This is a genomic window from Spongiibacter tropicus DSM 19543, assembly GCF_000420325.1.
Classification (GTDB): domain Bacteria; phylum Pseudomonadota; class Gammaproteobacteria; order Pseudomonadales; family Spongiibacteraceae; genus Spongiibacter; species Spongiibacter tropicus.
Genome location: NZ_ATUS01000001.1, coordinates 1,586,093 through 1,612,306 on the forward strand (window position 1 = coordinate 1,586,093; position 26,214 = coordinate 1,612,306).

Genomic DNA, 26,214 nt, shown 5'->3' on the forward strand with positions numbered 1-26,214 from the left:
AGGTCAGTGTCGGACGCCTTTATCCGGATACGCTCAATGTCGATCGAAGCCAGCCTTGGCCTCGAGTGATTTACGTTTCGCAAGCCTCGTGCCAATTAGGCAAAGCGGGGTAAGTTGTTGCAGAGAAAGGATTTATTGGAATCTCGGGAACGCCGCGCAAAGCAACAACATGCGTTGCACTGGTGCAGGCGCTGCAAACGCTGCGCCGTATTGGATCAAAACACAGTGAAATTAAGGCGCGATATGACGCCTACAAATTCAGCCTCCAGGCAATGAGCAAGGTATAACTCGCCGCCCTCGTCGAATCGAGGGCCAGTCAAGCCTGTCGCCGCAATGTTGAGCTAGCCTGCACAGTTCTGCGCTCTGCAATTGCTAGAGTCAGAACCGCTTCGCTATGATGGTGCCACCGTTCTAACCCGACTTGCTGCGCTTCCCGCTTTGTTCGCGAAGTGCCCTGTGCATTGCTGTGAACAATAACGCCTTAACCAACAACATCGCGGCATGGCTTTTCTTATTCCTTACCGCACTCTTTGCGCCATCGCTGCTGGCAGCAGACTCGCCGTGCCAGTTTCAATGGGATGCGAGCGCTGCGCCGATGACAGCGCTGGCCGGTCAGTGGTGCGCGCAGAGTGGCGACGCCAGCGGGCAGCTCAACGTGCCCGGCACCTGGCACAATACCCGGCTGGCAGAAGCCCGGGTGCCCGGCGATGCCGAAGTGCACTACCGCCTGACGGTGAAACACGGCGAGCTTGACCGCTCACTGGCCATTCGCCTGCCTCGCCCCTACGACAGTTATCGCCTGCGGGTTAACGGTCGCGAGCTGCTGGCAACCGGCCGATACAGTGCTTCCGGTCACGATGAACGCTACCCGCACTATGCCCAGTTTTATGCCAGCGGCGACCAGAGCCTGATTGAGGTCGATGTTGCCAACCAGCAGTTCATTGCCGGGGGCATGCGCTCGCCCCCCATATTGGGGCTGGCCGATGACATGTATGAATGGCGGGCCAGAGAGCTGGCCATTGAAGGCTTTCAGTCCGGACTGCTGGTGTTGATGGCCTTTATCCAGCTCGGCCAGTTTGCCGCCGCGCGGCGTGTCTATGCCGCCCAGCTTTTCTTCGGATTAACCTGTTTGTCGGTGGCGGTTTTTTCCAGCCTTGGCGGCGAACAGTGGCTGAGCCTGTTGCTAGCACCGTGGCACCTGGCTCCCGACCTGCATTTGCGCTGGGCGATGATTCCCCTTGCCATTCTCGGTTTAAGCGAATTCAGCGCGCAGCTCTTTCCCGATGAGTTTCATCGCCGCCCCCGACAATACTGGCGCGCCATTACTGTCGTCTTCCTGCTGGGAAGCCTGCTGCTGCCCAGCCGCCCTCTGGCCGTGCTGTTCTGGGCAATGGAGAGCGCAGCCCTGCTGATGTCGGGTTATATCCTGTTCGCCACCTTCCGTGCGGCGCGGCAACGACGGCCCGGCGCCCTCTCGCTCACCGCGGTGTATGGCATTCTGTTTATCACCGTGATGCGCGATATTGTGGTGGATTTTCAGGGCCAGTACCTGGGCAATCTCGGCCCCACCGGCATGGTGGTCTGCCTGGTCTGGCAGGGGCTGCTGCTGGCCCGCCACAACGCCCGCGCCCACAAACGCTCTATGGAACTGGTGCAGCAACTGGAGCAAGCGGAAGCGGTAAAAGATGAGTTTCTCGCCAACACCTCTCACGAACTGCGCACGCCGCTGCAAACCATCATCGGACTGGCCGGGCTGGACAGTCAGACCCAGGATCAACGCGGCCGCAATGCCGGACTGATCGGCGACACGGCTCGGCGGCTGGCCCTGCTGGTCGATGACCTGATGGACCTCACGCGCATGCGTCATCAGGGCATACAGGTGCAGCCGATGGCGGTGTCATTGCGCGGCGAATTTGAAACCCTGCAACAGCTCTTTTCGCCGGTGATCCGGCACCGGGACCTGGAAATCCGACTGGCGCTGCCCGCTGACGACCTGTACGTGATGGCCGACCCGAAGCGCCTGAGGCAGGTGCTGTATAACCTCCTCGGCAACGCGGTGAAGTTCACCCCGGCAGGCGAAATCTGCCTCTACGCCGAAGTACAAACAGAAGTACAAACACCGGGCGGCGAGCTGCGCATAGGCGTGCGCGACACCGGTCCGGGCATGGACAGCAAACAGTTGCGACTGGCTCGCCAGCGCTATCAGCAAGGTGAGCTTGCCAGCGAAGGCGTGGGGCTAGGATTGCCGATCAGCCACGGCATTCTCCACGCCCACGGCTCGGCGCTGGAGATCGACTCCACCCCCGGCAAGGGGACGGATTGCCACTTTGCCCTGCCGCAAGCAGAGGCAACGGCAAGTCCGTCTGTCAGCCCGATGGAAAACGCCATCCCGGCGCCCCGTCCCGCGCCTGTGATTGAGCAGACCGTCGATCAATCAAGCCCGCCGGACGAGGACTATATTCTGGTCCTTGATGACGACGGCTGTATTCTCGAAACCGTCGCTCAGCTATTGGCGCCACTGGAGCACCCGGTGCTCACCGAGAGTCGCATCGACCACGCCCTGTCGCTGATCGACAGCCGCGTACCCGCCCTGTTGATCCTCGATCTGATGATGCCCGAGGCCTCCGGGTTCGAGGTGCTGGAGCTGCTGCGCCAGCGCTACAGCGCCACCCATCTTCCCATCCTCGTGCTCTCGGCCCGGCAGGCCGAGAGTGATCAGCAACGCGCGCTGTTGCTCGGGGCCAACGACTTTCTGGTGAAGCCCTGCGAGCCACTGGAGCTGTGCAACCGCGCCGCCGGTCAACTGGCCCTGCGCGATAACTACCGACGCCGCTGGATGCGCCGCCTTGAACAGCAGGAGCAGGACCAGATCATTAGCGAATTGTTGAACAGCGAACGTCCCGTGGTGGTAAGCAATACCCACGGCGAACAACTGCTGAGCAACGAGGCGGGCAGGCTGGCGATGAACGAAGGGATTGAGCAGGCCGAGTTAAACCTGCCACTTCAGGGGCAGCGACGCCTGCTGCTGTGGCCGGAAAAATCGGCGCAGCACAGCCCGCGCGACCTGCTGGTCGCCCTGCTGCAAGAAGCCATCAAGCTTTGGGAAGACGCGGGACACAGTCGTCTTCACCTCGCCGAGCACTCCGGACAATGGCGGGTTCAACTCGACGGCAGCACGGCGCGCTCCCGCACCTTCGACCGCTACACCGCGCTCAGCTCACTGCCCAAACGCCCCAATGTCGACCGGGTCATCAGCACCGCGCGCTTTGTGGAACAACAGCTCAATGCCCCCGGTATTGAGCTGCAAAATCTGCTTGAGCGCGTTGAGGCGCTGCGCACCGCGAATCCTCGCGTATTCATTGAAGGCTGAGCATCGTTCCACGGCTTTACCAGTTTTTACCATCCGCAAACTCGCTGTGAGCAAGTGACCTAGGCTGTTGATTTAGCCGCACTTTCTTTCAGCAGCACAAGCGTTACGCGCCAGCGGCACGCTTGCTCCCCTCGCCGTTTCAACCACAATACTGGCTCCGCTATCGCGGCCAACACGCTCGGCAAATTCGCGGCGACGCCGTTTTTTGCGCGACCGCCGCAACCCCAACGCCACAGGAAGGCAAGCCACAGCATGGCCGCTTGCAGCCCGGCGGACACCCTCTGCCGGGCTGCTGCGCATTAGCCCAACCAGGAAGACGATCATGACACCACGACACCTCGCCCACCTTCTGCTGGCCAGCGCCCTGCTGACGGCCTGTAACGACAGCAACAGCCCCTCGCCCAGCAATACCCCCGACACGCCGACATCCACGGTGGTCAACGGCAGTGTGCGTATGGATTCCGGCGAGCCACTGAGTGATCTGTCGATTTCGCTGTACAACGCTAATAATGAGCTGGCCGCGTCGACGGTCAGCGATGCACAGGGGCGCTTTCAGTTTGACCTCGCCCAGCAGCTTTATCGCATTCGCGTCGATGCGGTATTCGATAACGGCGCCAGCCTCAGTCAGGGACGCGTGGTCGATGTGCAGGGCGAGCGCAGCAGCGAGCTGCCGGATATTGTCTTTCCTAACCTGGAGCTGTCAGCGCTGGTTATCAGCAACGGTGAGGCACAGGGTGAAGACATCGCCGTCAGCGGCTTGCCGGAGGCGACAAGCACCCTGTGGGCGGCAAGCTACAGCGGCGACGATCTGAGCGCTTTTCCCGGCGAGAGTGCAACGGCCGACGAAGCGTTTTCCTCTGGCGGCTACTGGTGGTTTGCCGCGGCAGATCAGGATGGCAACCGCCTTCGCCAATTCAGCCCGCCGCTGACCATGACGGTCGACATCGACCCGGATGTGCTGCCTCGCTATCAGGACATCACCCCCGGCAACCAACAGATTGATGTGGGCATGGTGTCTTACAATCCCGACACCGGGCTATGGCAGGACGAAGCCAGCGGCGTGCTGGTCGACGAACAGGGCGACGCCATTGCGGAATCACAACTGGCATCAATTCAGGCGGGTAGCTACAGCGGCGAGGTGAGGCTGCAATTCTCGGCACCGCATTTTTCTGCCTATTCCGCCGCGCTGTTTTATCGCGTGGGCCTGCCCGATTTCAACGACGCCAATGCGGGCCGTCAGCAGAAGCATCTGCGCCCGGAAATCGCCTTTAATACCGGGAATAACTACGCCGACTTCTGGCTGGGCCGCGATGTCTCCGGCGAATTCGAGCCCGCCATTGGCGACGGCAGCGACGATGCGCTGCTGAGCTGCGGTGCCCAGAGCTGGGTGAAGGTCAGCTATAAGCCGGTGCCGGGACGCAGTCCCAGAACGGTTTATTTGCAGGTCTTTCAGATGGCTGGCGATCTCTTGGACATCGACGGCAAGGGCAATGCCGAAGACGGCCATGCCATTACCTTCGACAGTTCGCACTGGGTGGGCCAGAACATTGCCGTCGATGATTGGCGTGCCAGCTACGGGCCGGTCAGCCACGCCTATGTACTGCTCGACGACGTCATCGGCAGCGGCGGCACCGACAGCGATGTGCTGGTGCACGGTCAGGGCTATCTCCGCCTGATGCTGACCGGCAGCCCCATTACCGACGTTGAAGCCGACAGCCCGCGCGTTTATGAAGGCGGGGAAACCGAGGACTACCTTAACTCCTGTGCCTATCAGTTGCGGCTGAAAGCACAGGGCCAGGCTGGCGATACGGTCAGCGTCGGCGGACTGAGCTGTCCGGAGGGCGAGAGCTGTAATCTGCGCATCGCCGCCGGAGAAACCCTCACGCTCGAAGCCCGTCGCAATGGTGAAGCCATCGCGGTGGACTGGTACCTGCCCGCCGGTGTCAGCAGCACACAGCCTTGTGAAAACACCGCTAGCTGCAGTATTCAGCGGGCCGACGCGGGCATCGTTGACCTGAGTGCGAAACCCTATCTCGGCGTCGAATTTCCGCTGCCACCCTCGGTACTCGTCTCGTATATCAAGGGCTTTGGGGCAGTGACCGACGACGTCGGCAAAATTAACTGCGACCGCCGCTCTCACGAGGAGCGCCCTGACTACGAGCAGTGCAGCGCACAATACAGCGACGGTGAAACCGTGGTGCTGCGGGCAGACGCCGCCGAAGGCTGGGAGTTTTCCTCCTGGTTCCCCATCACCTGTGAGGAAGGCGACCAACAAGGCAGTGAGTGTTCATTCAAGGTGTATACCGACGATTCACTGCGTCAGCAGGCGTATTTTGTCGAGTCACCCACACTGACCGTCGCGCCGAATGGTGACGGCCGCATAGTCAGCAATCCAACGGGGATCGACTGCGATACCGCAGTGCCTGACAGCCCCTGTAGCGCGAAATTTTCGTCCGGCAGTGACATTGTACTCACCGCCATTGCCGACGCGGGGATGGCGCTGAGCGGCTGGACCGGCCCCTGCGCGGGCACCCAGGGCAATCAATGCACCCTCAGTATTACCGAGGACAGCAGCGTAGGGGTTAATTTTGGCTCCTCCGCGCCGCTCACGATCACTATCGACGGGCAAGGCGAGGTGGTCAGTACCCCCGCCGGCATCGATTGCAGTGAGCTTGCAAGCAGCGACTGTCAGGAAGATTTCGCTTTGGGGCAATCCGTCACCCTCAATGCAACGGCGGCCAATGGCTTTGTCTTCGCCAACTGGAGCGATGTCTGCGCCGGTGAAGGCGATGAATGCACATTGACCCTCGATCAGGCGCGCAGCATCACCGCTAACTTCGACCGTCTCTTCGACCTCGACGTGAACGTAACCAGCACCGGCGGTCAGGTCACCGGGACCGGCAGCATTATCGGCTGCGAACAGGACGAAGCGGGCACCGCAGTCTGTCAGGAGTCCTACCCTGACGGCAGCCAGGTGACTCTGCAGGCCGAAGCGCAGGACGGCTTCGAGTTTGTTGGCTGGGGTGGCGACTGCGCCTTTGCCGCGAGCAATACAAGCTGCAGCTTTGCCATTGCCGCCGACAGCAGCGTAAGCGCCAGCTTCCGGGAAACCGTACGCTCCTTCACGCTGACGTTGCGGGTTGAGGGGCGGGAAGGCTCTGCCGGGGATTATATGGAGCTGCTGGGCTGCGATAACGCGCGCTCACCCTGCTCGCAAACCTATACCAGCGGCAGTCAGGTTTCGCTCTACGCCGTTCCCAGCAACGATGGCGACATCGTGCGCTGGAGCGGCGCCTGTACCGGCACCGCCGATAACAGCGACTGCACCGTGACGATGGACGAAGCACAGGAAGCAGTGGTGACGTTTATCGAGGCGAGCAATCAAGAAAATGCCACGCTGACGGTTACCCTCACCGGCGATGGCGAGGGCACCGTCAGCGATGACCAACTGCAACTGAACTGTTCAACGGGCTCCTGCAGTGCGGCCTACCCCAGCGGCACGTCGGTCACGCTCAGCGCCACACCGCTATCGACGGACGACCAGTTTATCGGCTGGCTTGCGCCATCGGGCTGTGTGGGTGCCAGCGCCAATTGCTCGATATTGCTTGAGGGGGATGTCTCCGCCACGGCCGAGTTCGGCAAGAACTGAGGCGCAGTATTAGTAGCAGCACGGTCGGCGATCCGCCCGGCGAGGCTTACTCATTGCCGGGCGGGAATCAGCGCGACAGGGACGCCAGTTGTGCCTGATAGGCCTGCTGCTCAAACACCCAGCGCGACAGCTCGGCATAGCGCTCCTCGGAATCGGGCCAACCGCCCAGCCGCCAGTGAACCCAGCCATTAAAACAGCGTGTATCGGCCCACAACTGCGCACAATCCACATCGCCGCAGGTGCATCCCAACAGGATGATCCGTCGGCTTTGTCCGTCCTCGGCGCTCTGCCGCCAGCTTTCGAGGGAATACCAGACAACATCACTGTGCGGCAGAAACCGCAGACCGAGGTCGGACTCGGCTAACTGGGCAGATACCCGTTCAATCAGTGACTGCCCGCCGATCTCCACGCCCAGTGACGCCTCCCCTCCGGCATTTTCCGGCGGATGCCAGGTCAGCGTCAGTTCACTGTAGGCAGCCATGATTCACACTCTTGCCAGCCGGGTCGCGAACGCAGAGACCAGTAAAAGCATTGCCGCCACCAGCACATAGGGCACGACCGCATTGAGGGCGTAGACAAGGGTGCCGACCAGCGGCCCGACAATCACCCCCGCTCCCTGCGCGGCACTGACGGTACCGGCAACCACCCCCTGCTCGCTGGACTCCACCGCGTTGGCCGCCAACGCGGATACCGAGGGATACACCCAGCCCATACCCGCAGCGGCGATACCAAAGCAGACCCACAGCGCCCAGTCACTGGCCGCCAGCGCGGTGGCCGCAAAACCGACGGCGGCAATCACTGCGCCCACTCGAATCAGGTTCAGGGGTTCCCAGCTTAGGCGGCGCATCAAGGTCTGTGACAACACCAGCGCCACGCCGACGACCGTCAACGCAATACCCGCGACCTGTGCCGCCGCCGAGGCGTCGAGCTGCAGCACGTCCAGAGCAAAGAAGCCGACGGTGACCTGAGCAATCGATACCGAGAATGCGGCGACGAAGGCCACCACAATCGGCGCTCGCAAACGCGGATCGCGCAGCGAGGGTGACGGCATGGCTCGCGTGGCTCTCGGTGGCTGGTCCGGCAGTCGCCACCACACCACACAGAGCGCGATCAGCGGCAGCAGTGCCGTGATGTACATGGGCAGACCAAGACCATAGGGCGCCAGCAAGCCGACAAAGCCGGGGCCGACCACCATACCCGCGCCGGTTGCCGCGCCCAGCATCGCCATGGCTCCCGCTCGCTCATTGGCGGGCAGATTATCGGCAACCATGGCGGCCGCAGAGGCCGGAACCGCCGCATAAAACACCCCGATAATGACTCGCCCGAGCGCAATACCGCCGAACGCCAGCAGCGGGGTCAGCAACCACTCCAGCGACAGGTCGATAAACAGGCAGAGTAGAAAGTAGCTGACCGTGAAGCCGCTGAGCCCCAGCAGCATGACGCGCCGCCGACCGTGACGGTCGCCAAGACCACCCCACCAGCGTGCGCAGAATATCCAGGTGAAGCCACCCAGCGTCATCGCAACGCCAATATGCCAGGCCTCCAGCGACAGGATGCTGGCCACCGGCCCCACAAGCGCAACAAAGGCCATGATGGCCAGTGTGCAGCTAAAGTTCTGGAACATCAGCGGCATCAAGCTGAAGTGGGGCGTTTTTACGGCGCTATCACTGTTCATGAAAAGTCATCGTTGAATACTCTGGCCAGCGCGAGACAGCCCCTGAAACATTCCGTCATACAAGAACATCTCGTCAGACAAGAAAATCCCGCCATAAAAAAAGCCGCACAAGGCGGCTTGTTCACTGGCACAGTTTACGCTTCATCCGGCCAGCGATAATCCTTGTAGGTCTCACGAATATCTTTTTTGCTCAACTTGCCGGTCGCCGTGTGGGGCAGGCTGTCGACAAACAGGCAGTCTTCCGGAATCCACCACTTGGCGACCTTGCCATCGAACCAGTGCAGCATTTCCTGCTTTTCCATGGTCTGGCCTTCCTGCAGGATGACCAGCAGCAATGGCCGCTCGCTCCACTTGGGATGGGGAATCCCCACCACAGCGGCCTCGGCCACCTTGGGGTGGTTTACCGCACAGTTTTCCAGATCGATGGAGCTGATCCACTCACCGCCGGACTTGATCACGTCCTTCAAGCGGTCGGTAATCTGCATATAGCCATGCTCGTCGAAACAGGCGACATCCCCGGTTTCAAACCAGCCGTCATCATCGAGCGTCTGACCGTCATAGCCATAATATTCATTAACGATCCACGGGCCACGAACTTTCACCGCCCCGGAGCTTTTTCCGTCCCACGGCAGGGTATTGTTGTCGCTGTCGACCACTTTGATATCCACACCAAAGGTGGGACGGCCCTGCTTGAGCTTGATTTTGATGCGCTCTTCTTCACTAAGCGAGTCCAGCTCGTGAGGCATACCGCCGTTGTATGTGCCCAGCGGGTTCATCTCGGTCATACCCCAGGCCTGCTGCACTTCCACGCCGTATTTCTCGCTGAATTCTTCCATGATTTTATAGGGGCAGGCCGCGCCACCGACGGTGACTTTATTCAGGCAATCCACGGTCTTGCCTGACTTGGCGAGGTAGTCCAGCAGCGCGAGCCACACGGTCGGCACCCCGGCAGACATGGTGACGCCTTCCTGATTGATCAGCGAGCACAGTGTCTCGCCGTCACCCATCTTCGGTCCGGGCATCACCAGCTTGCTGCCGACCATCGGCGCACTGTAAACCAAACCCCAGCCATTGACGTGGAACATCGGCACGATGGGCATCACCACATCTCGCAGCGACATGCCAAACACGTCCGGTGCAATGCTGGCAAAGCTGTGCAGAATGGTGGAGCGGTGGGTGTACATTACCCCTTTGGGATGGCCGGTGGTGCCAGAGGTGTAGCACAGTGCTGACGGCGTATTTTCGTCCAGCTCCGGCCAGCTAAATTCATCACTGGCCTTTGCCAACAGGCTTTCATAGCAGTGCGCATTGGGCAGGCTGGTTTCAGGCATGGAGGCTTCTTCGCACATCACGATATAGCCTTTCACCTTGGGCAACAGCTCTTTGACCGGCTCGAGAATCCCCAGCAGGGTCAGGTCGATGAAAATCCACTGGTCATCTGCGTGGTTAACAATGTACTCAATCTGCTCGGGGAACAGGCGCGGGTTTATGGTGTGGCAGATGGCGCCACTGCAAGACACCGCATAGTAGATTTCCAGGTGACGGTAGTCATTCCACGCCAGCGTGCCGATGGTATCCCCCGCTTCGACCCCCAGCTCTGAAAGCACATTCGCCAACTGCCGCACGCGGCGAAAAGCGTCCCGATAACGGTAACTGTGCCGGGGATGATCCGCCGTTACAGAAACGATTTCGGCATTGCCGTTCACTTTCTCAGCGTGTTCCATAATGGCGGTAATGGTGAGCTGACTCATCATCATTGGGGTCATTCTTATTGGTCTCCGAGTGTTTTTCTTTTGCCCCATACTATCCCGGCCAAAGAGCCGGGTGAACCGTTATCATCGGTCAAAAAGCGGGATTCGCGGACAAGCTGCTGACCCCGCATCACCGCGCTGGTATGGTCTACTCTATAACCGACAACTACCCAGGCGGCAGGCCCACAACGATGTATGGTCAAAGTGATTCACTGGACCTTTCGGATCCGCGCTTACCCGCGTTACTGCCGGTTATCCCGCTGCTTGTCGATCTGCTGCGCGAGCAGGACATCGCACCGGAGCAACTCGTTCATCTGCTCAGCGATACTCCCGGCCTGGCCGAGGACACCCTGAACTTTATTAACTCCCCGGTCTTCAACCCAAAGCGCCCACTGGTCGACATCCGCCGCGCCACCGTGTTGCTGGGCAGTCGCAGTATCGCCATTCTCGGGCTCGCCGTAAGCCTGATAGACAGCTACAAAAAACAGCCGCTCAATGGCCTTCGTCACAATACTTTCTGGGCACGGATACTGTTCTGCGCGGTGTCAGCGCGACTGATCGCCGAACGCGAAGAAGACATTGCCGTTGATGAAGCGATTTTTATCGCCAGCTTCCAGGATATCGGCATGCTGGTGATCGATACGCTGGAACCCGGTTTCTACGCCTCGATTGCCCAGCACTGGCAGTCCCATACCGACCTGAAATTACTGGAAAGCGAATACTTCGGCTGTGACCATGCGGCCATCAGTACCGCCGTGATGCGTCAATGGGGGCTCGCTGATGCGCTCGCGGAGGCCGCCGCACTCAGTCATTTAAGTGAACCGCCGCTGAGCAAAGGCAAAACGGAGAGGCTGGGCTGCATTGCGCGTATCGCCTCGCAAATGGCCGACCTGCCCTTCAGCAACGACCCCGACCTTATTCTTCGGCAACTCCACAGCGAGTGTATTGATGGCCTGCAATGGCAGGATGGTCAGCTCGCCATGCAGTTGCATATCTATCGAAATGTGTTTTCGGAGCTCGCCCCCCTGGCACAACGGCTTGGCATAGAACGCAGCGCCTATGAGCGCATTGCCCAGCTCAGCCGTGAGCGTCTGCAACCCCGGCTGGTTGACGCGGCTTTTCGGGCACCGGCCAAACCCGCACCGAAGCTCCACCGCGAGGCCGATGTTCAGGAGGTCAGCGATGCCATTGACCCATTGACCGGGCTGTACAATCGCGCGTCGTTTCCCGAGCTGCTACAAAACGCCCTGAACAACGGTGAGTACGACCAGCAGCCGCTGACCCTGGTTATGCTCAGCGTGAGCAATTTTCCGCGTATTGCGCGGGAACGCGGCGACGAAAGCAGCCATCAACTGCTCGCCGACGTCGCGCGCGTACTGGACCGCCATACCCGGCGCGACGATCTGGTCGCCCGGATCTCAGACGCGATTTTCGCCATCGCCCTGCCTGACGCCCCCGGCACCGCCGCCGCCGCCATCGCCCAACGCTTTGTTGCCAGCGTCACCGAAGCGCTGAGCGAAGATTTTCCGGAAGCGCGAATTCATGCCGTGCCCGCCACTCAGGAAGAGAGGCAGCCCTATCTGTCAGCGCAGGCGCTGATCTCTGATACCGGAAAACAGTTGCTGGCAACGCTGAGAGCAGCCAAGTAATTCCGCACTCGGCAAGACTCACCGTCGTGATGTCAGCGAAGCGATGGGCCAAAAACAAGAAAGCCGCCTGACTTGCAGGCGGCTCTGGGATAAAGGGGCTAAGCGGTGCTAGGCACCGCAGAACAGCGTAGCGCCGTCCGGATCGAAGGTCTCACAGATGCTGGCAACCCCGTCGCTGAGGCACTGATCTGGACTGGAAGCATCACCACACAACTCACCCAATAAAAGGTCGGGGTCCAGCGGAAGCTCTGAGGGCAATGCGGGATCGCTGCTCTCGCCACAGAATGGCGACAGACCATCGGGGTCGAAGCTGCCACACAAGCCTGCAACGCCATCGGTTAGACACTGTTGTGGATCACTGGCGTCCTCGCACAATTGCCCCAGCAGTACCGATGGATCGAGCGGGAACTCTGTGGGATCGCTCGGCTCACCGCAAAATGGCGTCGCCCCCTCGGGGTCGAAAGCATTACAGAGTGATGCCGCGCCATCAGTAAAGCACTGTTCGGGCTGACTGACATCCTCACAGAATTGGCCGAGAAGTGCGGCGGGATCCAGAGGAATGCCGTCACCCGAGCAGAAGGGTGTTTGCCCTTCAGCATCAAACGTCTCACAGACGCTGTTAACGCCGTCGGTAAAACATTGCTCCGGGCTGCTGACATCCTCGCAAAGCTGCCCCACCAGTGTGGAGGGGTCAAAGGGGAATTCCGGCAGCTCCGGGTCGGTCGCGCCGCCACAGAACGGCGTCAAACCGTCGGGATCGAAGGTCTCACAGATTCCGCTGGCACCGTCGGCAAAACACTGTGGCAGGTTCGCAACATCGTCGCACAATTGTCCCAACAGCTCGGAGGGATCGACCGGCAGTTCGCCCGGCTCAGCCGCACCGCTACACAGTGGCGTTTGCCCCTCGGCATCGAATACCGCGCACAGACCCTCGGCACCACTGCTCAGGCACTGCGCCGGATCACTGCTGTCCTCACAGAGCTGGCCCAGCAGCTCGGAGGGATCAAAGGGCAACTCGGGCGTCCCCGTGCCAGCACAGAATGGCGTGGCGCTTTCAGGGTCGAAGGTCTCGCAGACTGCACTGAAGCCGTCGGCGAAACACTGTTGCAGATCCGTCTGATCTTCACACAACTGTCCGAGGAAGCTTCCCGGATCGAGCGGCAGCTCCGGCGGCAGACCGGGACCCGTTGCGCCACCACAGAACGGCGTCAAACCGTCGGGATCAAAAGCGCCACAGAGTCCGGCAACCCCTTCAGTCAGGCACTGCTGCGGGTCCGAGCTGTCTTCGCAGAACTGGCCCAGTAAATCGGCGGGATCAATCGGCAGTTCGGGAATAGACGGATCACTCGGCTCGCCGCAGAACGGCGTCGCGCCATCGGCATCAAAGGCCTCGCACAAGCCATCGAGGCCGTCACTGAAACACTGTTGCGGATTCGTGGCGTCATCACACAACTGCCCCAGCAGATCGGCCGGGTCGACCGGAAACTCCGGCGGAAAACTCGGATCGCTGGGTTCACCGCAGAAGGGGGTCTCGCCATCGGGGTCGAAGGCATCACACAGGCCCGCCAGACCACTGGTGAAACATTGCTGCGGATTGCTCAGGTCATCGCATAGCTGCCCGAGAACGTCCGCTGGATCGACGGGAAACTCGGGGATCGATGGATCACTCGGCTCACCGCAGAACGGCGTCGCCCCGTTGGGATCAAAGGCATCGCAAAGGCCATTGAAGCCGTCAGTAAAGCACTGCTGCGGGTTGGAGGTATCCTCGCAGAGCTCCCCAAGCAGTGTCGCCGGATCAAGCGGCAATTCGGGAATAGACGGATCACTCGGCTCGCCGCAGAACGGCGTCAGGCCGTTGGGATCGAAGGTACTGCACAGTCCGTCTAGACCGCTGCTGAAGCACTGTTGAGGATCACTGGCGTCTTCGCAGAGCTGCCCGAGCAGTACCGCAGGGTCCAGCGGAAAGGCTGGCGGCTCAGCGGGATCGCCCTCGCCACAGAACGGGATTGCACCCTCGGCGTCGAAGGTCTCGCAGAGTCCGGCAACGCCATCGGTAAAACACTGCTGGGGATTGCTGACGTCCTCACAGAGCTGGCCAAGCAGAACAGCGGGATCAAAGGGCAGTTCCGGGGGGAACGTGGGCTCAGTCATCTCTCCGCAGAACGGGGTTTGTCCGCTGGAATCAAACGCGGCACACACCGCCTCGACACCCTCGGCAAAGCACTGTTGCAGATCGCTGCTGTCCTCACAAAATTCGCCGAGCAGCGCCGCAGGGTCCAGCGGCAGCTCTGGAATAGAGGGATCGCTCGGCTCACCGCAGAAGGGGGTTTGACCGCTGGAATCAAAGGCCCCGCAGAAAGCGTTGAGGCCATCAGTAAAGCACTGCTGCGGGTTGCTCACATCGCTGCAGAATTCACCCAGCAGCTCTTCGGGGTCGAACGGCAACTCTGGCGGATCCGTCGGCTCGCCGCAGAAAGGCGTCTGTCCGCTGGAATCGAAGACCTCGCAGATACCGTTCAAGCCGTCAGTAAAACACTGCTGAGGATTGCTGGCATCCTCACACAGGGCACCCAGCAGTTCAGAGGGATCGAAGGGGAATTCGGGCGGGAAGCTTGGGTCACTCGGCTCACCGCAGAACGGCGTTGCCCCGTTGGGATCAAAGGTAGCGCAGAAACCGGCGACACCGTCAGCAAAACACTGTTGCAGGTCACCGCTGTCTTCGCATAGCTGACCAAACAGATCCGCCGGATCGAAGGGCAGCGAGGGCTCTCCGGGCTCACTCGGCTCACCGCAGAAGGGTGTCTCTGCATCCGGATCGAAGGTCTCGCACAGACCGGCTACGCCGTCGGCAAAACATTGCTGAACATCACTGCTGTCATCACACAACTGCCCAAACAGATCCGCCGGATCGAAGGGCAGCGAGGGCTCTCCGGGCTCACTCGGCTCCCCGCAGAAGGGTGTCTCTGCATCCGGATCGAAGGTCTCGCACAGACCGGCTACGCCGTCGGCAAAACATTGCTGAACATCACTGCTGTCATCACACAACTGCCCAAACAGATCCGCCGGATCGAAGGGCAGCGAGGGCTCTCCGGGCTCACTCGGCTCCCCGCAGAAGGGTGTCTCTGCATCCGGATCGAAGGTCTCGCACAGACCGGCTGCACCGTCAGCAAAACATTGCTGAACATCACTCACGTCCTCACACAGCTCGCCTAACAGCAAGCCGGGGTCCAGCGGAAATTCAGGGAACGTGGGATCGCTGCCGCCACCGCAGAGCGGGGTTTGGCTGCTGGAATCAAAGACCTCACAGAAGGCGGCGACGCCGTCGCTGAAACACTGTGCCGGATCGCTGATATCGTCACAGAGTTCGCCGAACAGCAGCGCGGGATCAATCGGAAATTCCGGATCGGATGGCTCGCCACCATCAGCGCAGAATGGCGTTGCTGATGACGGGTCAAAGGCACTGCAGAGACGGTCCACACCGCTGGTAAAGCACTGCTGCAGATCGCTGGCGTCCTCACACAACTGACCCAACAGTTCAGAAGGCTCGCCCGGAAACTCCGGGAACTCCTCAATGGGCAGCAGGCACAAGGTCTCTGGATCCATGTCGGCGCAATTCTCGAACTCCTCGGCAATCTGCTCGAAGCCGGAGAAGTCATCGGGAATAAACTCCTCGTAGGGCAGCGGACAGGCCGTTGCCACGTCGCCATCGGTACAGGCGATAAAGCACTGGCCGTAGGTCGTCGGATCAGTGGCATCACAGGTAGGCAACGGCGTTACCGTAATGGCTACCTGCGCCGAGGCGTTCAGCTCGCCGTCAGAGACTGTCAGCTTGAACGTCAGCACCTCTTGCTCACTGACATCCGGCGCCACAAAGCTGGCTTCGGCCTGATCGGCATTCTCCAGGGTGACAGCACTGCCCTCCAGCTGCTCCCAGGCGAAGGTGACAACATCCTCATCGGGATCGCTCCCGCTGCCGAGCAGTGCCACCTGATCACCGCTAGAGACATTTTGCGCGTCACCCGCATCGGCAGTCGGCGCCTGATTGGCGGGGGTATCACCGGGCTGCACCGTGACAATTTGCTCGTCGCTGCTGCTGGCGCCCTGAGCATCGGTGACCGTCAGCCGGAAGGTCAGCTGGGTAGCCACTTCAACCGTCGGCGCCGTGAAACTCGCCTGCGCGATGTCGGCGTTTGTCAGCGTAACGCTGGGCTCGTCACCGCTGATGGACTGCTCCCAGAGATACGATGCAATCGCGCCATCACTGTCGGCGCTAGCGGAGCCATCCAGGGCGACATCGTCACCCGAGGTCACCGTTTGATCCTCACCGGCATCGGCAGTCGGCGGAATATTGCTGCCGCCGCTACTGTCGCTCACAGAGACGGCAATAATGTCGTAGGCCGACTCATCACTATTGTCGGTAGCCGTCAGGGTAAAATAGAAAATCCGGTCTTCATCGACCTCTGGCGCAACAAAACTGGCCTGATTGCCATCAGCGCCGGTCAGTTCAATACCGCTGTCGACCGGCACACCGTTGCGATTGCTCTGTTGCCAAAGCAGGCTCACCACGCTGCCATCTTCGTCGCTGGCAATCCCGGCAAGGGTGACCGTCGCACCTTCTTGAGCGGAGATATCGGCCCCCACCTGAACCGTGGGCAGCAAGTTAATCGGTGTACCGCTGTTGCGTTGGGCTTCAGTGTCGCGTACTTCCGCCTCGGCGGCCGCTGCGGTTTGAATATCGTCGGCACTGCAAATATTGGCCCCACGGCTCTGCTTCACGTCGCACACAAACTGCACTGCGGGCTTGTCATCCGACGCGAACATTTGCGGGTCGGAAAAGTCGAGCTGGCTGGCATAATTCGCCGCGATGGCATTGGCCTCGAAGGGCACTTGAATCCCGTTACTGCTATCGCCATCCACGTCCAGTGATTGCAACAGGCGGGCAATATTCAACACCTGCGGATAGCTGCCAAACACCTCATCGAGGGTCGCGCCACTGTCGGCCGCGGCCCGGGCGCCATCCACCAGATCAAGCAATGTCACCAGCGGTGCGCCAGGCACATTCCCCAACATCAGAGAACCGATAGAGAAGCTCACCGCATCACTGGGCAGATAATCAAACACCCCGTTCACGTTGGTGATACCGGCTCTCGAGCCGGGACTCGTCACGTAGCGCAAGCCCTGTACAGGGCTGTCGATAATACGCCCGGCAAGGGGATCGGTAGTGGACCCGTCACCTCCAGAACCGGAGGAACGACTGGAGGAAGATGAACCGCCACAAGCGGCCAGGCTGACCGCCAGCGCAGCAACGGCGAGTTTCGAGGATAAAGACATATTGCCCCCAACTGGTGTTCGCAGATAAACCCAGATGTTTATTATTTGAACGATTTGATGAATGACAGATGAGCAGCCGAAGCGGCGAGTCCCTGCCTATTTTTATTTAACCAGCGAACTATGTAACACACATGCGAGATGTGTGCTATAGCAAATCGTTATAAACGGGGGCGCCCTGACAGACGATCAGGCACATTTCATCAGGAAACGATCCCGGCCACGGTGGCGGCCGGGATCGGCAAAAGCGCCGGCGCATTGCACTCAGCAGTGATGGGACAGAATGCGGTGATTCCGCTCACGGGTATGCTGGGAGATGGCTTCAAAATCCGCCAGCAGGATCTCGGGACCACGCGCAGGCAGCACGCACATTTCGCAGGCCAGTTGGCTGCGCGCATCGATCTCGAAACTGTCACGCAGGGCGAATTCGCCGGTGGTGTATTGCCGCCCCTCATCGCTCATATCGAGCGGAGGCGCACCATAGTACTCACCGCGAATTTTTCCTGGAGAGACAAAATACTTGCAGTAGCCGACGCCCACAAACTCGCTCGCCGACCAGATTTGCGGCCCGTTGTCATCGAAGATGCGAATAGACTGACCACCCGTCCCCACCAAGACTTGAACATAACCCAGCGGGTTGGGGAGCCCGAAGCCCATTTTTTCCGAGCGCTGATACACATGGTCGTGTCCCACCGCCAGCAGGTCGACGCCGTAGCGCAGCAGAATATTTTCCTCGAGCAGCACCAGCGCGGGATTCATCGGGCTGCGGCCATCCTGATCGGTCCAGATCGTGTAGTGCTGCATCACCACAATAAAGTCGATTTCGCCCCGTGCGCGACGCAGGGCCGCTTGAGCCAGATCGACCTCGATATTCAACAGCTCTTCCGGGAGCGTGCCGTCATTAATGAGCGCGCCTGCCGTCGTGACCAGGAAATGCACGCGGTTGTAGTCAAAGGAATAGAACGTTGTACCGGGACCATCGGGATTGATACCGGATGTCAGCGGCTTCGGCGGATGGGTGAAGCGGTTTTTGAAGGTGTCGCCATCGAAGTCTTTCTGCTCGTGGTTACCCGGCGCGGCCATGGTAATGCGCTGCGACATCAGCGGCTGCATCTGATCAAACCAGGTATCCCAAATCGCTTGCTCGCCATTGGCATAACTTAAATCACCCGCTAACAGCAGCAAGTCAGAAGGGTTCTTCATCACTTCGGCGGTCAGCATTTGCGGCATTTCCCCAATGCCATGATCGCCAAAATGGATGAAACTCCATTCGCCACTGGGCGACGGCGGAATCACATACACCGGAGACCAGCCCCCGTCATCGGACCCTACCCGGTAGCGCATCGGCTTTTCCGGATCGATCCCGGTCGCCGTCGCGCGATGCGTGAGTGCGTCTACACCAGTTGTCTCAGCAGCGCTGGCATCGACACTGAACTCAAACACCCGGTCTGCAATATCGGCATCGCTCATTGTCTCGTCGACACTGCCGTACTCCATGCGCGAGTAGGGGGCATCCAGCCCATCGGTAAACCAGGTGATCGAGCGTGAGCTGTGACTGTCTTCGGTGAAGCTGGCGTGAATCCCTCGCGGCTGATAAGGGCCGGGTTCTTCAGTATCGGGAATCGGTGTATTCGTACCGCCACCCGAAGAGCCAGAGCCCCCGTTACAGGCAGACAGCACCAAACCCGCCATACCGGCGGCAACAAAACGGCGACGCGTCCAGGGATTTGAGGGGCCAGACATAAAAAAACTCCACGGGGAATATTCAACCCCGTAGAGTGTAAAGAGACAATATGAAGACTGCGTGACAAAGGGGCATAAATGCCCCGTTAGAACCTAGAAAAACGCTTTAAAATCGACACCATAAGTTCTCGGGTCAACCACACCCACATGGTAGGTGCCGAGCACATCGCCGGTCAGACCACCCGGCTGTGACACCCGGTCATCATCAAGCAGGTTTTTGCCCCATACCGCAAACTCATAGCCGCCACCCAGGGTGATATAGCTGAAGCGTGCATTCAGGAGTTTGCTGTCTTCGCCGTAACCCGGAACATTGAAGAACTCATCGAGGTGATCCTCGTTCTCCGGGTCGGTGTTTTCTTCGTAGATGTAATCGACGTGGAGCAACACCGTACCGAATGACACTTCAGGCGACCAATCGAGAGTCAGCGTGTATTCCTGCGGTGAGGTTGCCGAGACATTATCGGCAGTAACGAATTCGCCCTGCGCATTGTAATGCGCTTCACGACTCGACTCCTGCTCGCGGTAGGTATAGATCACACCAAAGCGAAGAGATTCAATCGGCAGCCAGTTTGCCGTCAGCTCAACACCTTGAATTTCTTCATCGGTATTAATCACTGTCGGTACCGCCGCGTTATCATCTGGCCCTCTCGACTCAATCGCCTCCTGGCGATCATCGATAGTCATACTGAACAAGGCCAACTGCGCACGAACCGTCGTTGCAAGGAAATCGCCCTTCACACCCAGCTCGTAGTTTTCTACGACTTCAGGCGAAAGCGGCGCGGTGCGCGTACCGGTATTCAGCGAATCAAAGCCACCAGCCTTGTAGCCGGTAGAAAAGCTGGCGTAAGCCATCGCCGTTTCACCGAGCGCATAATTGGCCACCAGTCGACCCGTGACTTTCTCCCAGCTATCTTCGCCTTCTTCCAGGCCATCGCTGTTGAAAAAGAAGTTTTCGCCAAGCAGTTGCGACAGGGCAAAATCCGTCAGCGGCGCATCCCAGTCAAATTCCTTCTCATCCTTGCTGTAGCGAACACCTGCAAGAATATTCAAGCGGTCAGTAACGGTGAAGTCGGCGTCAGCATAAACACCGTAGTTTTTGAACTTACCGTTGTTGGTCATGGTTTCTGTGACGAACTGTCCCTCCAGCAACCCGCCGAACAGATCATTGATCCATCCCGTGGGCAGCCCACCCAGCATCGAACCTGCCAGCTCAACTACCGCCTGATAGCTGAAGGTGAGCGAGGTGCGCTGATAGGTCTCTTCTTCGCTGTAGTTGAAGCCGGTAACAATATCCACCGACTCCAGTGCCAGGTTGTACTGGGCCTCAAAATAGGCGATATCAGAGTCTTCTTCGTTGTTGGTATCAACGTAAACTTTCTCGACGCCTGTGCCGTCCTCGTCCTGGCGGTTGTAGGTTTCGAACGCGCGGTAGCTGGCGATCAAGCTCACACTGCTGCTGTCACCAATGTCGTACCAGAGCTTTCCGGTCACGCCGTACATGTCACGACTTTCACCGCCTTCCATCACGTCGGTATTCAATTTCCGATCTTGTGGGTCAGGAAAATTGGAGTACTCCTCGCTAATCCCCATCATCGCCTGAGGACCGTTATCCACCTTGTCGTAATCCGCTGCCAATTGCAGGCGAAGCCGGTCGCTTGCTTCCCACAGCAGAGCCGCACGAGCGAACTGATTATCCTGCTGGCGAGGGTCAGGCTTGGCTGGCCCCTTGTTCTCGATAACGGCGTCACGCTCGTTGTGTAATACATTCAACCGCAGTGCCAAGGAATCGCTCAGCGGTATATTGCCCATACCCTCTACGCGCAGCAGACTGTAATCACCCACTTTTGCCGAGACAAAACCTTCCGCTTCATCTAGGCTCGGTGCGTTGGGCACGAAGTTAACCACCCCGGCCGCGGCGTTGCGACCAAACAGTGTTCCCTGTGGCCCTTTCAATACCTCGATGCGCTCCATATCGGAAAACGGCACGGTAATCGCCGCACGCGGCAGATATACGCCATCAAAAAATGTGGCGACGGATGGATCTCCGCCGGTACTGATGTTCGAACTCTCAATGCCACGGATCACAAAAGAAGACTGTGTGACGCCGCCGGCATCCTGCACATTGGTGCCCACTTTCAGACCGGGAATATAGGCCTGAATATCAGCCATGGTTAATGCACCGGTATTTTCCACATCCTGCGTGGTAAACGTATCGATTGTGACCGGCACGGTCATCGCACTCTGCTCACGCTTCTGCGCGGTAACAACGACTTCTTCGAGAGCCAGATTGTTGGCAGCCTCACTCATGGGAGCAACGGCAAGCAGGCCCGCCCCGAGAAACATTGAACGTCGACGGTTCTTGTACATGGTTTCGCCTCTTCGCTTCTGTGGAGCAGCTTGAGCCACTTCCAAAGATTTAGGACCCATCCCTAGTCGGGAGTTAAACCTTCCAACCACAAACAATGGATCGGAAGGAACTTCTTAACTCTTTTATAATTAGCGAATACTTACTTCTTAACCTGTAGCATAAACTCTGCCACTTTGCGCCTTAATTCAGGTGACAGGTGAGATTGCGTCGGCATCGCCGGATAATCCGGACGCACTTTATGCGGATTGGCAATATATTCAGCAATACCTTCAGCGTTATTGTGATAAATCGCCTGCACAGCCAGAGTTGGCGGACCAATCATCCGCACGTTATAGGCGTGGCAACCCGCACAAATTCCGTAGTAAAGACGTTTAATACGTTCTTCGTCATTTTCAATTTCGCGATCAGGCGCGCCATCAGCGAGCAGGTAGGTATCAATATCGTGCGTATTTTCACGCTCGCATTTGCTCCACTTATCCAACCCGAAGGTGACGTACATTTCTTTGTTTCGAATGCAGTTGTCGGGCTCTTGTGCTGAACCCAAATTAGCCAGAACATCGGGACCACGGCGTTTAAATTTCGTGAGCATAGCCGCTTTAATTTCCGCTACCGGATCCGCACCGTTATCAAACATCAGGTTATCAAGTACGGCGATGCGATCCGGGTTGGGCTCTGATTCGGGGTCGGAAGCAATATCGGTCACGAACGACAAATCTGTCACGACAATACCGGCGGTCTGGTTACCGGAGATTTGATTGCCTTCTACAATCACGTCATCGGCAGCCATAATTACCACACCGATACCCTTGGGCACCTTGCCAACCAGGGAGCCTGGCTCGCCAAAGTTTTCGGTATTGTTATTCACCACAAAGTTATTGCGGAGAATAATGTCGTAGGCGGTTTTAATCGGCAGACCGGGAGTAATAAAGACCAACAGGCCCGCAGTGTTGTTATGCGCGTAGTTGTTTTCAACAATGGCATGGCGCGTGTTTTCGATTTCGATACCCGCGACGTTTTCGAATACTTCATTGTTACGCACGACCACGTTGTCACACATGCCAACATAAATCGCGGCGTCCTCAATACCACTGAGGGTGTTGTACTCGACCAGACCATTTTTACCGAGCTGCGGGAAAATACCGTAAACGCCGGTATCAATAACGCGGTTATAACGGATCACATAGTTATTGCCCGCCTGCCCCATAATTGCATTACCTTTGTAATGCTGAATGGTCAGCCACTCGACCGTAACGCCATTACCGGAATACAGGACGGCATCATTGAGCTTGCCCTCGCCTTCCATGACCGGCCACTCACCATCGACCACCACACCGCGCAGCGTAATATCGTCTTTGTCGATATAGACACTTTCTTTATAGGTGCCAGGATGAATCAGAATAACGTCACCGGGTTCGGCCTTATTGACGGCGTCCTGAATCGACTCGCCATCTTTGACATTAATTTCCGCCGCCAGCAGCCCCGGTGCCAAACAAATCAGGCTGAGCCATAACAGCAGTTTGCGAACAGAGGTACTCATGGTTGATCTCCTCGATACATGCGCCGACTCAGGTCGACGGCAGCTTGACGCCCAATACCGGCGGCAGCCCTGAAGGAACCGCATCAGGCAAAGCCGGCATAAAGCTTTCATCAGTCAGTGTGTGTAAAAACTCCACCAGCAGATCCAGTTCCTCATCGGTCAGATTCGGTTCCCAGATATGCCAGTGCAAACTCAGTTGTTCCCCTTCGGGCACCGCGTGGCCGCGACCGCCGGTATAAAACGCCACCGCCTCGCGCAGCGTGGCAAAGCGACCGGAATGCATATACGGCGCTGTTTTGGCGATATTTCTCAGCGTCGGCACCTTGAACCCGCCGCGCAGTGACGGGTCGCCAGTCACCGTTTGAGCTCCGGGGTCCAGTGGCAAGCCTTCCGGCTCCGGGGTCCCAAGTACGGCGATTTGCTGATTGGTAAACGCGGGCGGGGTGTGGCATTCCGCACAGCGGGCAACAAAGGAACGAAACACGTTCATCCCCTGAATTTCACGCTGATTCAGCGCCTCGTGGTAACCCAGGGCGTAAATGTCGTAGCGGCTGTTCAACGAGATCAGCGAAGCCTGAAATGCTGCGATGGCCTCGTAGACCTGCGCCAGTTGAATATCGCCATCTCCGCCGTAGGCCTGAGCAAACAGCTTGCGGTACGCCGCGTTGCCGCGCAGATCGCTCAGCAACTGATCCGGCGTATTTGCCATTTCATTGGCTGCAAACAGGGGCTCGAGCATCTGCGCCTCCAGCGAGGCCGCGCGACCGTCCCAAAACAGACGACGCAGAAAGCCGACATTCCAGAGGGTGGGTGCAGAGCGAGGCAGCGGCTTGCCGTCGGCCCCCATGCTGCGACCCACGCCATCGGCAAAGCCTTTTTCAGGGTCGTGACAGGAGGCACAGCTCATTTGGCGACTGCCAGACAGCAGGGGATCGAAGAACAGCAGGCGCCCCAGATCAATCTGCTCAGGAGAAAAGCCCTGGCGCAGCGCTGGCAAACCGGTCTGCAAACCACCAACACCGCTGTCTTGCAGCGACGCATAGTCGTTGTACAGGCTGCTGAGATAACAACCGCCATCACGCAGGGCAAAGCCGGCGGGACAGTAGTCGTTAAGCTGCCAGTCTGCACGCAACAGCGCGCTATTCGTCAGCAACAGCAATAGCAGCAGCGGCGCCACAACGCCGCGCCCTGTCAGCGCCAACATCAGTCTGCCAGGCTTTGGATATAGCTCAGCACGTCCGTCAACACCGCCTCATCAGACAGGTGCCGGGCCATGATCGCCATTTGATATCCGTACTTATCTGCCTCGTCAGCACCGCGCAGACCATCGCGGAAATGCTGGTACTGACGCATCAGGTACCAGTCATCCACACCGGCCAAAGCGGGCGCCTGCAGCACGTCCAGCCCTTCCGCAGCCGGGCCATGACAGGCGCCGCAGAGGTTGCTGTAGTAGTCAGCACCGCGTTTGATATTACCTTCCAGCGTCGCTTCCGCCGCTTTGCCACCCAGACCGGCGATGTATGCCACTACCGCATCGACGGCAGCCTCATCGGGCAGGGTTTTGGCGATAGCCTGCATCTGCATGCCATAGCTGTCTTCAGGGTGACTGCCGCGCAGGCCCGCGCGGTATTGCTGCAGTTGACGCTTCAGATACCAGTCCTGCTGGTTGCGAAGCGACGGTGCACCCAATGCGCGATTGCCCTCGGCTTTGTCACCGTGACAGGCAACACAGGCCGCATACAGCGCTTTACCATCGGCGCTGCCGCCAGATGCCAGCATCTGCTTGGCTTCCGCCGCCGCTTGCTCACTGTCGGCCGATGGGCCGGGATCGCCACTACAGGCGCTTAATACGATTGCCAAAAGGGCCGTGATAATTGGACCGGCACGGAATACCGGCAAGCCAAAACGACCAACAAAAACTTCCATTGCGCTCTCCTACACTCAGGCGTTATCCGTCATATCAATTGCGGATATTTTTCTTATCGTCGCTTTGCGCAGCCTTGCTAGCAGGGTCTATGCCAAAAACGTTTACATTGCCCCGTTAGAGCGCAAAGTTAGCAGCTAACACATAAGAAGTTAGCACCTATTACATCTTCGGCAAGGGGGAATGTGACCGTAGCATTACGACTCATCGCCTTTATAACATGTAACTACGTCGCGCAAAATGCCCCAAAAAAATGCCCCGACCGGAATTTCGCACTCCAGCGGGGCAAAGGGCATCGAAACATGCAGGGGCACAGGGCCCCGTGGAAAACTCAGCGCTGCAGGGCAGCAACCTCGGGGTAGCGCTGCTGCCAGTCGGCAATCAGCGGGCGCTGATCGATATCATCAGGATGAAATCCCCGACGGAAGGCCTTTAGAAAATGGGGCAGCGATTCGCGCATCAAACCGCCCTTCCCCCAGAAGAAGCGCATCGCCTGCCACCATTCGCGCAGGCTGGCGCGACGCTTGTCGGCGCGCATCAGGAAGCGCTGGAATCCCATCATTCGGACGAAGAACAGGATCAGTGACAGCAGCAACACACGGCGACGCAGCCATTCACTGCCAACCTGCTGACGAAAAACATCAAATGCCACAGACTTGTGCTCGATCTCTTCAACAGCATGCCAGATCAACATGTCCCGGAACGTCGGGTCCATCTGCGCCATGATCTCGGGGTGACGCAGGGCGTGCTCTGCCAGCGTTGCGGTGACGTGCTCAAGAGCAACGGTAATCGCCAACTGCCGCTTGGGACTGAGCCGCTGGCGAGCATTGTTCAGCAACCACTTGGAACGCTCTGTCACTTCCCCCATGGGAAACCCAAGATCCTCAAGGGCTTGATTAAAATCCTCGTGCGCCTTGCCGTGATGCGCTTCCTGGCCGATAAACCCGCGAATACGCTGCTTCAATTCCGGGTCGTCAATGCCAGGCTGGTAGTGGCGAACCGTATCGATGAAGAAACGTTCGCCGTCGGGAAAGGTCGCCGACATCGCAAAGAAAAACGCGGAGATGAGGGGATTCCCTCCAAACCAGTATTTTTCCATATCGGGGCGAATCTCAAAATTCATTCGCCGAACGGTAATCGATGCCGCTTCGCTCATGATCTTTCCCTCTTAGTGTTATAGCGGGGCGCACACTGCCCCTTGGATGATTACACTATGGCAT

General features: G+C 58.7%; 13 protein-coding genes. 3 read left to right on the forward strand and 10 right to left on the reverse strand.

Annotated elements, in window-relative coordinates:
- Window positions 1-595: 595 nt before the first annotated feature.
- Together G411_RS0107430 and G411_RS0107440 are read left to right on the forward strand one after the other, a co-directional pair.
- Window positions 596-3,370, forward strand: coding sequence for an ATP-binding protein (locus G411_RS0107430; RefSeq protein WP_157581175.1), 2,775 nt, complete (start codon window positions 596-598; stop codon window positions 3,368-3,370).
- A 322-nt stretch (window positions 3,371-3,692) separates the two neighbouring features.
- On the forward strand, window positions 3,693-7,019 hold the full coding sequence (locus G411_RS0107440) for an InlB B-repeat-containing protein (RefSeq protein WP_022958554.1): 3,327 nt from the start codon (window positions 3,693-3,695) through the stop codon (window positions 7,017-7,019).
- Between the two features lie 67 nt (window positions 7,020-7,086).
- Here the strand turns inward: G411_RS0107440 and G411_RS0107445 are convergent, their stop codons facing one another.
- From G411_RS0107445 to G411_RS0107455, 3 genes are all read right to left on the reverse strand, one after another.
- Window positions 7,087-7,500 carry a hypothetical protein gene (locus G411_RS0107445; protein WP_022958555.1) on the reverse strand — a complete coding sequence of 138 codons (414 nt, stop codon included), beginning with the start codon at window positions 7,498-7,500 and terminating at the stop codon, window positions 7,087-7,089.
- 3 nt (window positions 7,501-7,503) lie between these two features.
- Window positions 7,504-8,694, reverse strand: coding sequence for an MFS transporter (locus G411_RS0107450; RefSeq protein WP_022958556.1), 1,191 nt, complete (start codon window positions 8,692-8,694; stop codon window positions 7,504-7,506).
- 134 nt (window positions 8,695-8,828) lie between these two features.
- Window positions 8,829-10,460 carry a long-chain fatty acid--CoA ligase gene (locus tag G411_RS0107455; RefSeq protein WP_022958557.1) on the reverse strand — a complete coding sequence of 544 codons (1,632 nt, stop codon included), beginning with the start codon at window positions 10,458-10,460 and terminating at the stop codon, window positions 8,829-8,831.
- Window positions 10,461-10,636: 176 nt separating this feature from the next.
- On the opposite strand from G411_RS0107455, the gene G411_RS0107460 reads away from it, so the two are divergent.
- Entirely contained in the window at window positions 10,637-12,094 is a 1,458-nt protein-coding gene (locus G411_RS0107460; protein WP_022958558.1) for an HDOD domain-containing protein, read from the forward strand.
- A 108-nt stretch (window positions 12,095-12,202) separates the two neighbouring features.
- Here G411_RS0107460 and G411_RS0107465 read toward each other — a convergent pair whose 3' ends face one another.
- The 7 genes from G411_RS0107465 to G411_RS19700 form a co-directional block, all read right to left on the reverse strand.
- Entirely contained in the window at window positions 12,203-17,425 is a 5,223-nt protein-coding gene (locus tag G411_RS0107465; RefSeq protein WP_022958559.1) for a PKD domain-containing protein, read from the reverse strand.
- 261 nt (window positions 17,426-17,686) lie between these two features.
- Complete coding sequence (locus G411_RS0107470; RefSeq protein WP_022958560.1) at window positions 17,687-19,165, reverse strand: purple acid phosphatase family protein; 1,479 nt, start codon at window positions 19,163-19,165, stop codon at window positions 17,687-17,689.
- A gap of 93 nt (window positions 19,166-19,258) precedes the next feature.
- A complete protein-coding gene (locus G411_RS0107475) occupies window positions 19,259-21,532 on the reverse strand; it encodes a TonB-dependent receptor (RefSeq protein WP_169530636.1) in 2,274 nt (757 codons plus the stop codon).
- Between the two features lie 140 nt (window positions 21,533-21,672).
- A complete protein-coding gene (locus tag G411_RS0107480) occupies window positions 21,673-23,070 on the reverse strand; it encodes a parallel beta-helix domain-containing protein (RefSeq protein ID WP_022958562.1) in 1,398 nt (465 codons plus the stop codon).
- 28 nt (window positions 23,071-23,098) lie between these two features.
- The gene (locus G411_RS0107485) at window positions 23,099-24,274 is read right to left on the reverse strand and encodes a cytochrome-c peroxidase (RefSeq protein ID WP_022958563.1); all 1,176 of its coding nucleotides are present in this window, start codon (window positions 24,272-24,274) and stop codon (window positions 23,099-23,101) included.
- Window positions 24,274-24,996 carry a c-type cytochrome gene (locus G411_RS0107490; RefSeq protein WP_022958564.1) on the reverse strand — a complete coding sequence of 241 codons (723 nt, stop codon included), beginning with the start codon at window positions 24,994-24,996 and terminating at the stop codon, window positions 24,274-24,276. Before G411_RS0107490 ends, G411_RS0107485 begins: the two co-directional genes overlap by 1 nt.
- Before the next feature lie 329 nt (window positions 24,997-25,325).
- On the reverse strand, window positions 25,326-26,150 hold the full coding sequence (locus tag G411_RS19700) for a metal-dependent hydrolase (protein ID WP_022958565.1): 825 nt from the start codon (window positions 26,148-26,150) through the stop codon (window positions 25,326-25,328).
- Window positions 26,151-26,214: the final 64 nt, after the last annotated feature.

Bases quoted from the DNA above. Each gene is read 5' to 3' on its own strand.
- G411_RS0107490 (WP_022958564.1), bottom strand. From the start codon at position 24,996: ATGGAAGTTTTTGTTGGTCGTTTTGGCTTGCCGGTATTCCGTGCCGGT.
- G411_RS0107465 (WP_022958559.1), bottom strand. From the start codon at position 17,425: ATGTCTTTATCCTCGAAACTCGCCGTTGCTGCGCTGGCGGTCAGCCTG.
- G411_RS0107445 (WP_022958555.1), bottom strand. From the start codon at position 7,500: ATGGCTGCCTACAGTGAACTGACGCTGACCTGGCATCCGCCGGAAAAT.
- G411_RS0107455 (WP_022958557.1), bottom strand. From the start codon at position 10,460: ATGACCCCAATGATGATGAGTCAGCTCACCATTACCGCCATTATGGAA.
- G411_RS0107475 (WP_169530636.1), bottom strand. From the start codon at position 21,532: ATGTACAAGAACCGTCGACGTTCAATGTTTCTCGGGGCGGGCCTGCTT.
- G411_RS0107485 (WP_022958563.1), bottom strand. From the start codon at position 24,274: ATGTTGGCGCTGACAGGGCGCGGCGTTGTGGCGCCGCTGCTGCTATTG.
- G411_RS0107450 (WP_022958556.1), bottom strand. From the start codon at position 8,694: ATGAACAGTGATAGCGCCGTAAAAACGCCCCACTTCAGCTTGATGCCG.
- G411_RS0107430 (WP_157581175.1), top strand. From the start codon at position 596: ATGACAGCGCTGGCCGGTCAGTGGTGCGCGCAGAGTGGCGACGCCAGC.
- G411_RS0107440 (WP_022958554.1), top strand. From the start codon at position 3,693: ATGACACCACGACACCTCGCCCACCTTCTGCTGGCCAGCGCCCTGCTG.
- G411_RS0107470 (WP_022958560.1), bottom strand. From the start codon at position 19,165: ATGTCTGGCCCCTCAAATCCCTGGACGCGTCGCCGTTTTGTTGCCGCC.
- G411_RS0107480 (WP_022958562.1), bottom strand. From the start codon at position 23,070: ATGAGTACCTCTGTTCGCAAACTGCTGTTATGGCTCAGCCTGATTTGT.
- G411_RS19700 (WP_022958565.1), bottom strand. From the start codon at position 26,150: ATGAGCGAAGCGGCATCGATTACCGTTCGGCGAATGAATTTTGAGATT.
- G411_RS0107460 (WP_022958558.1), top strand. From the start codon at position 10,637: ATGTATGGTCAAAGTGATTCACTGGACCTTTCGGATCCGCGCTTACCC.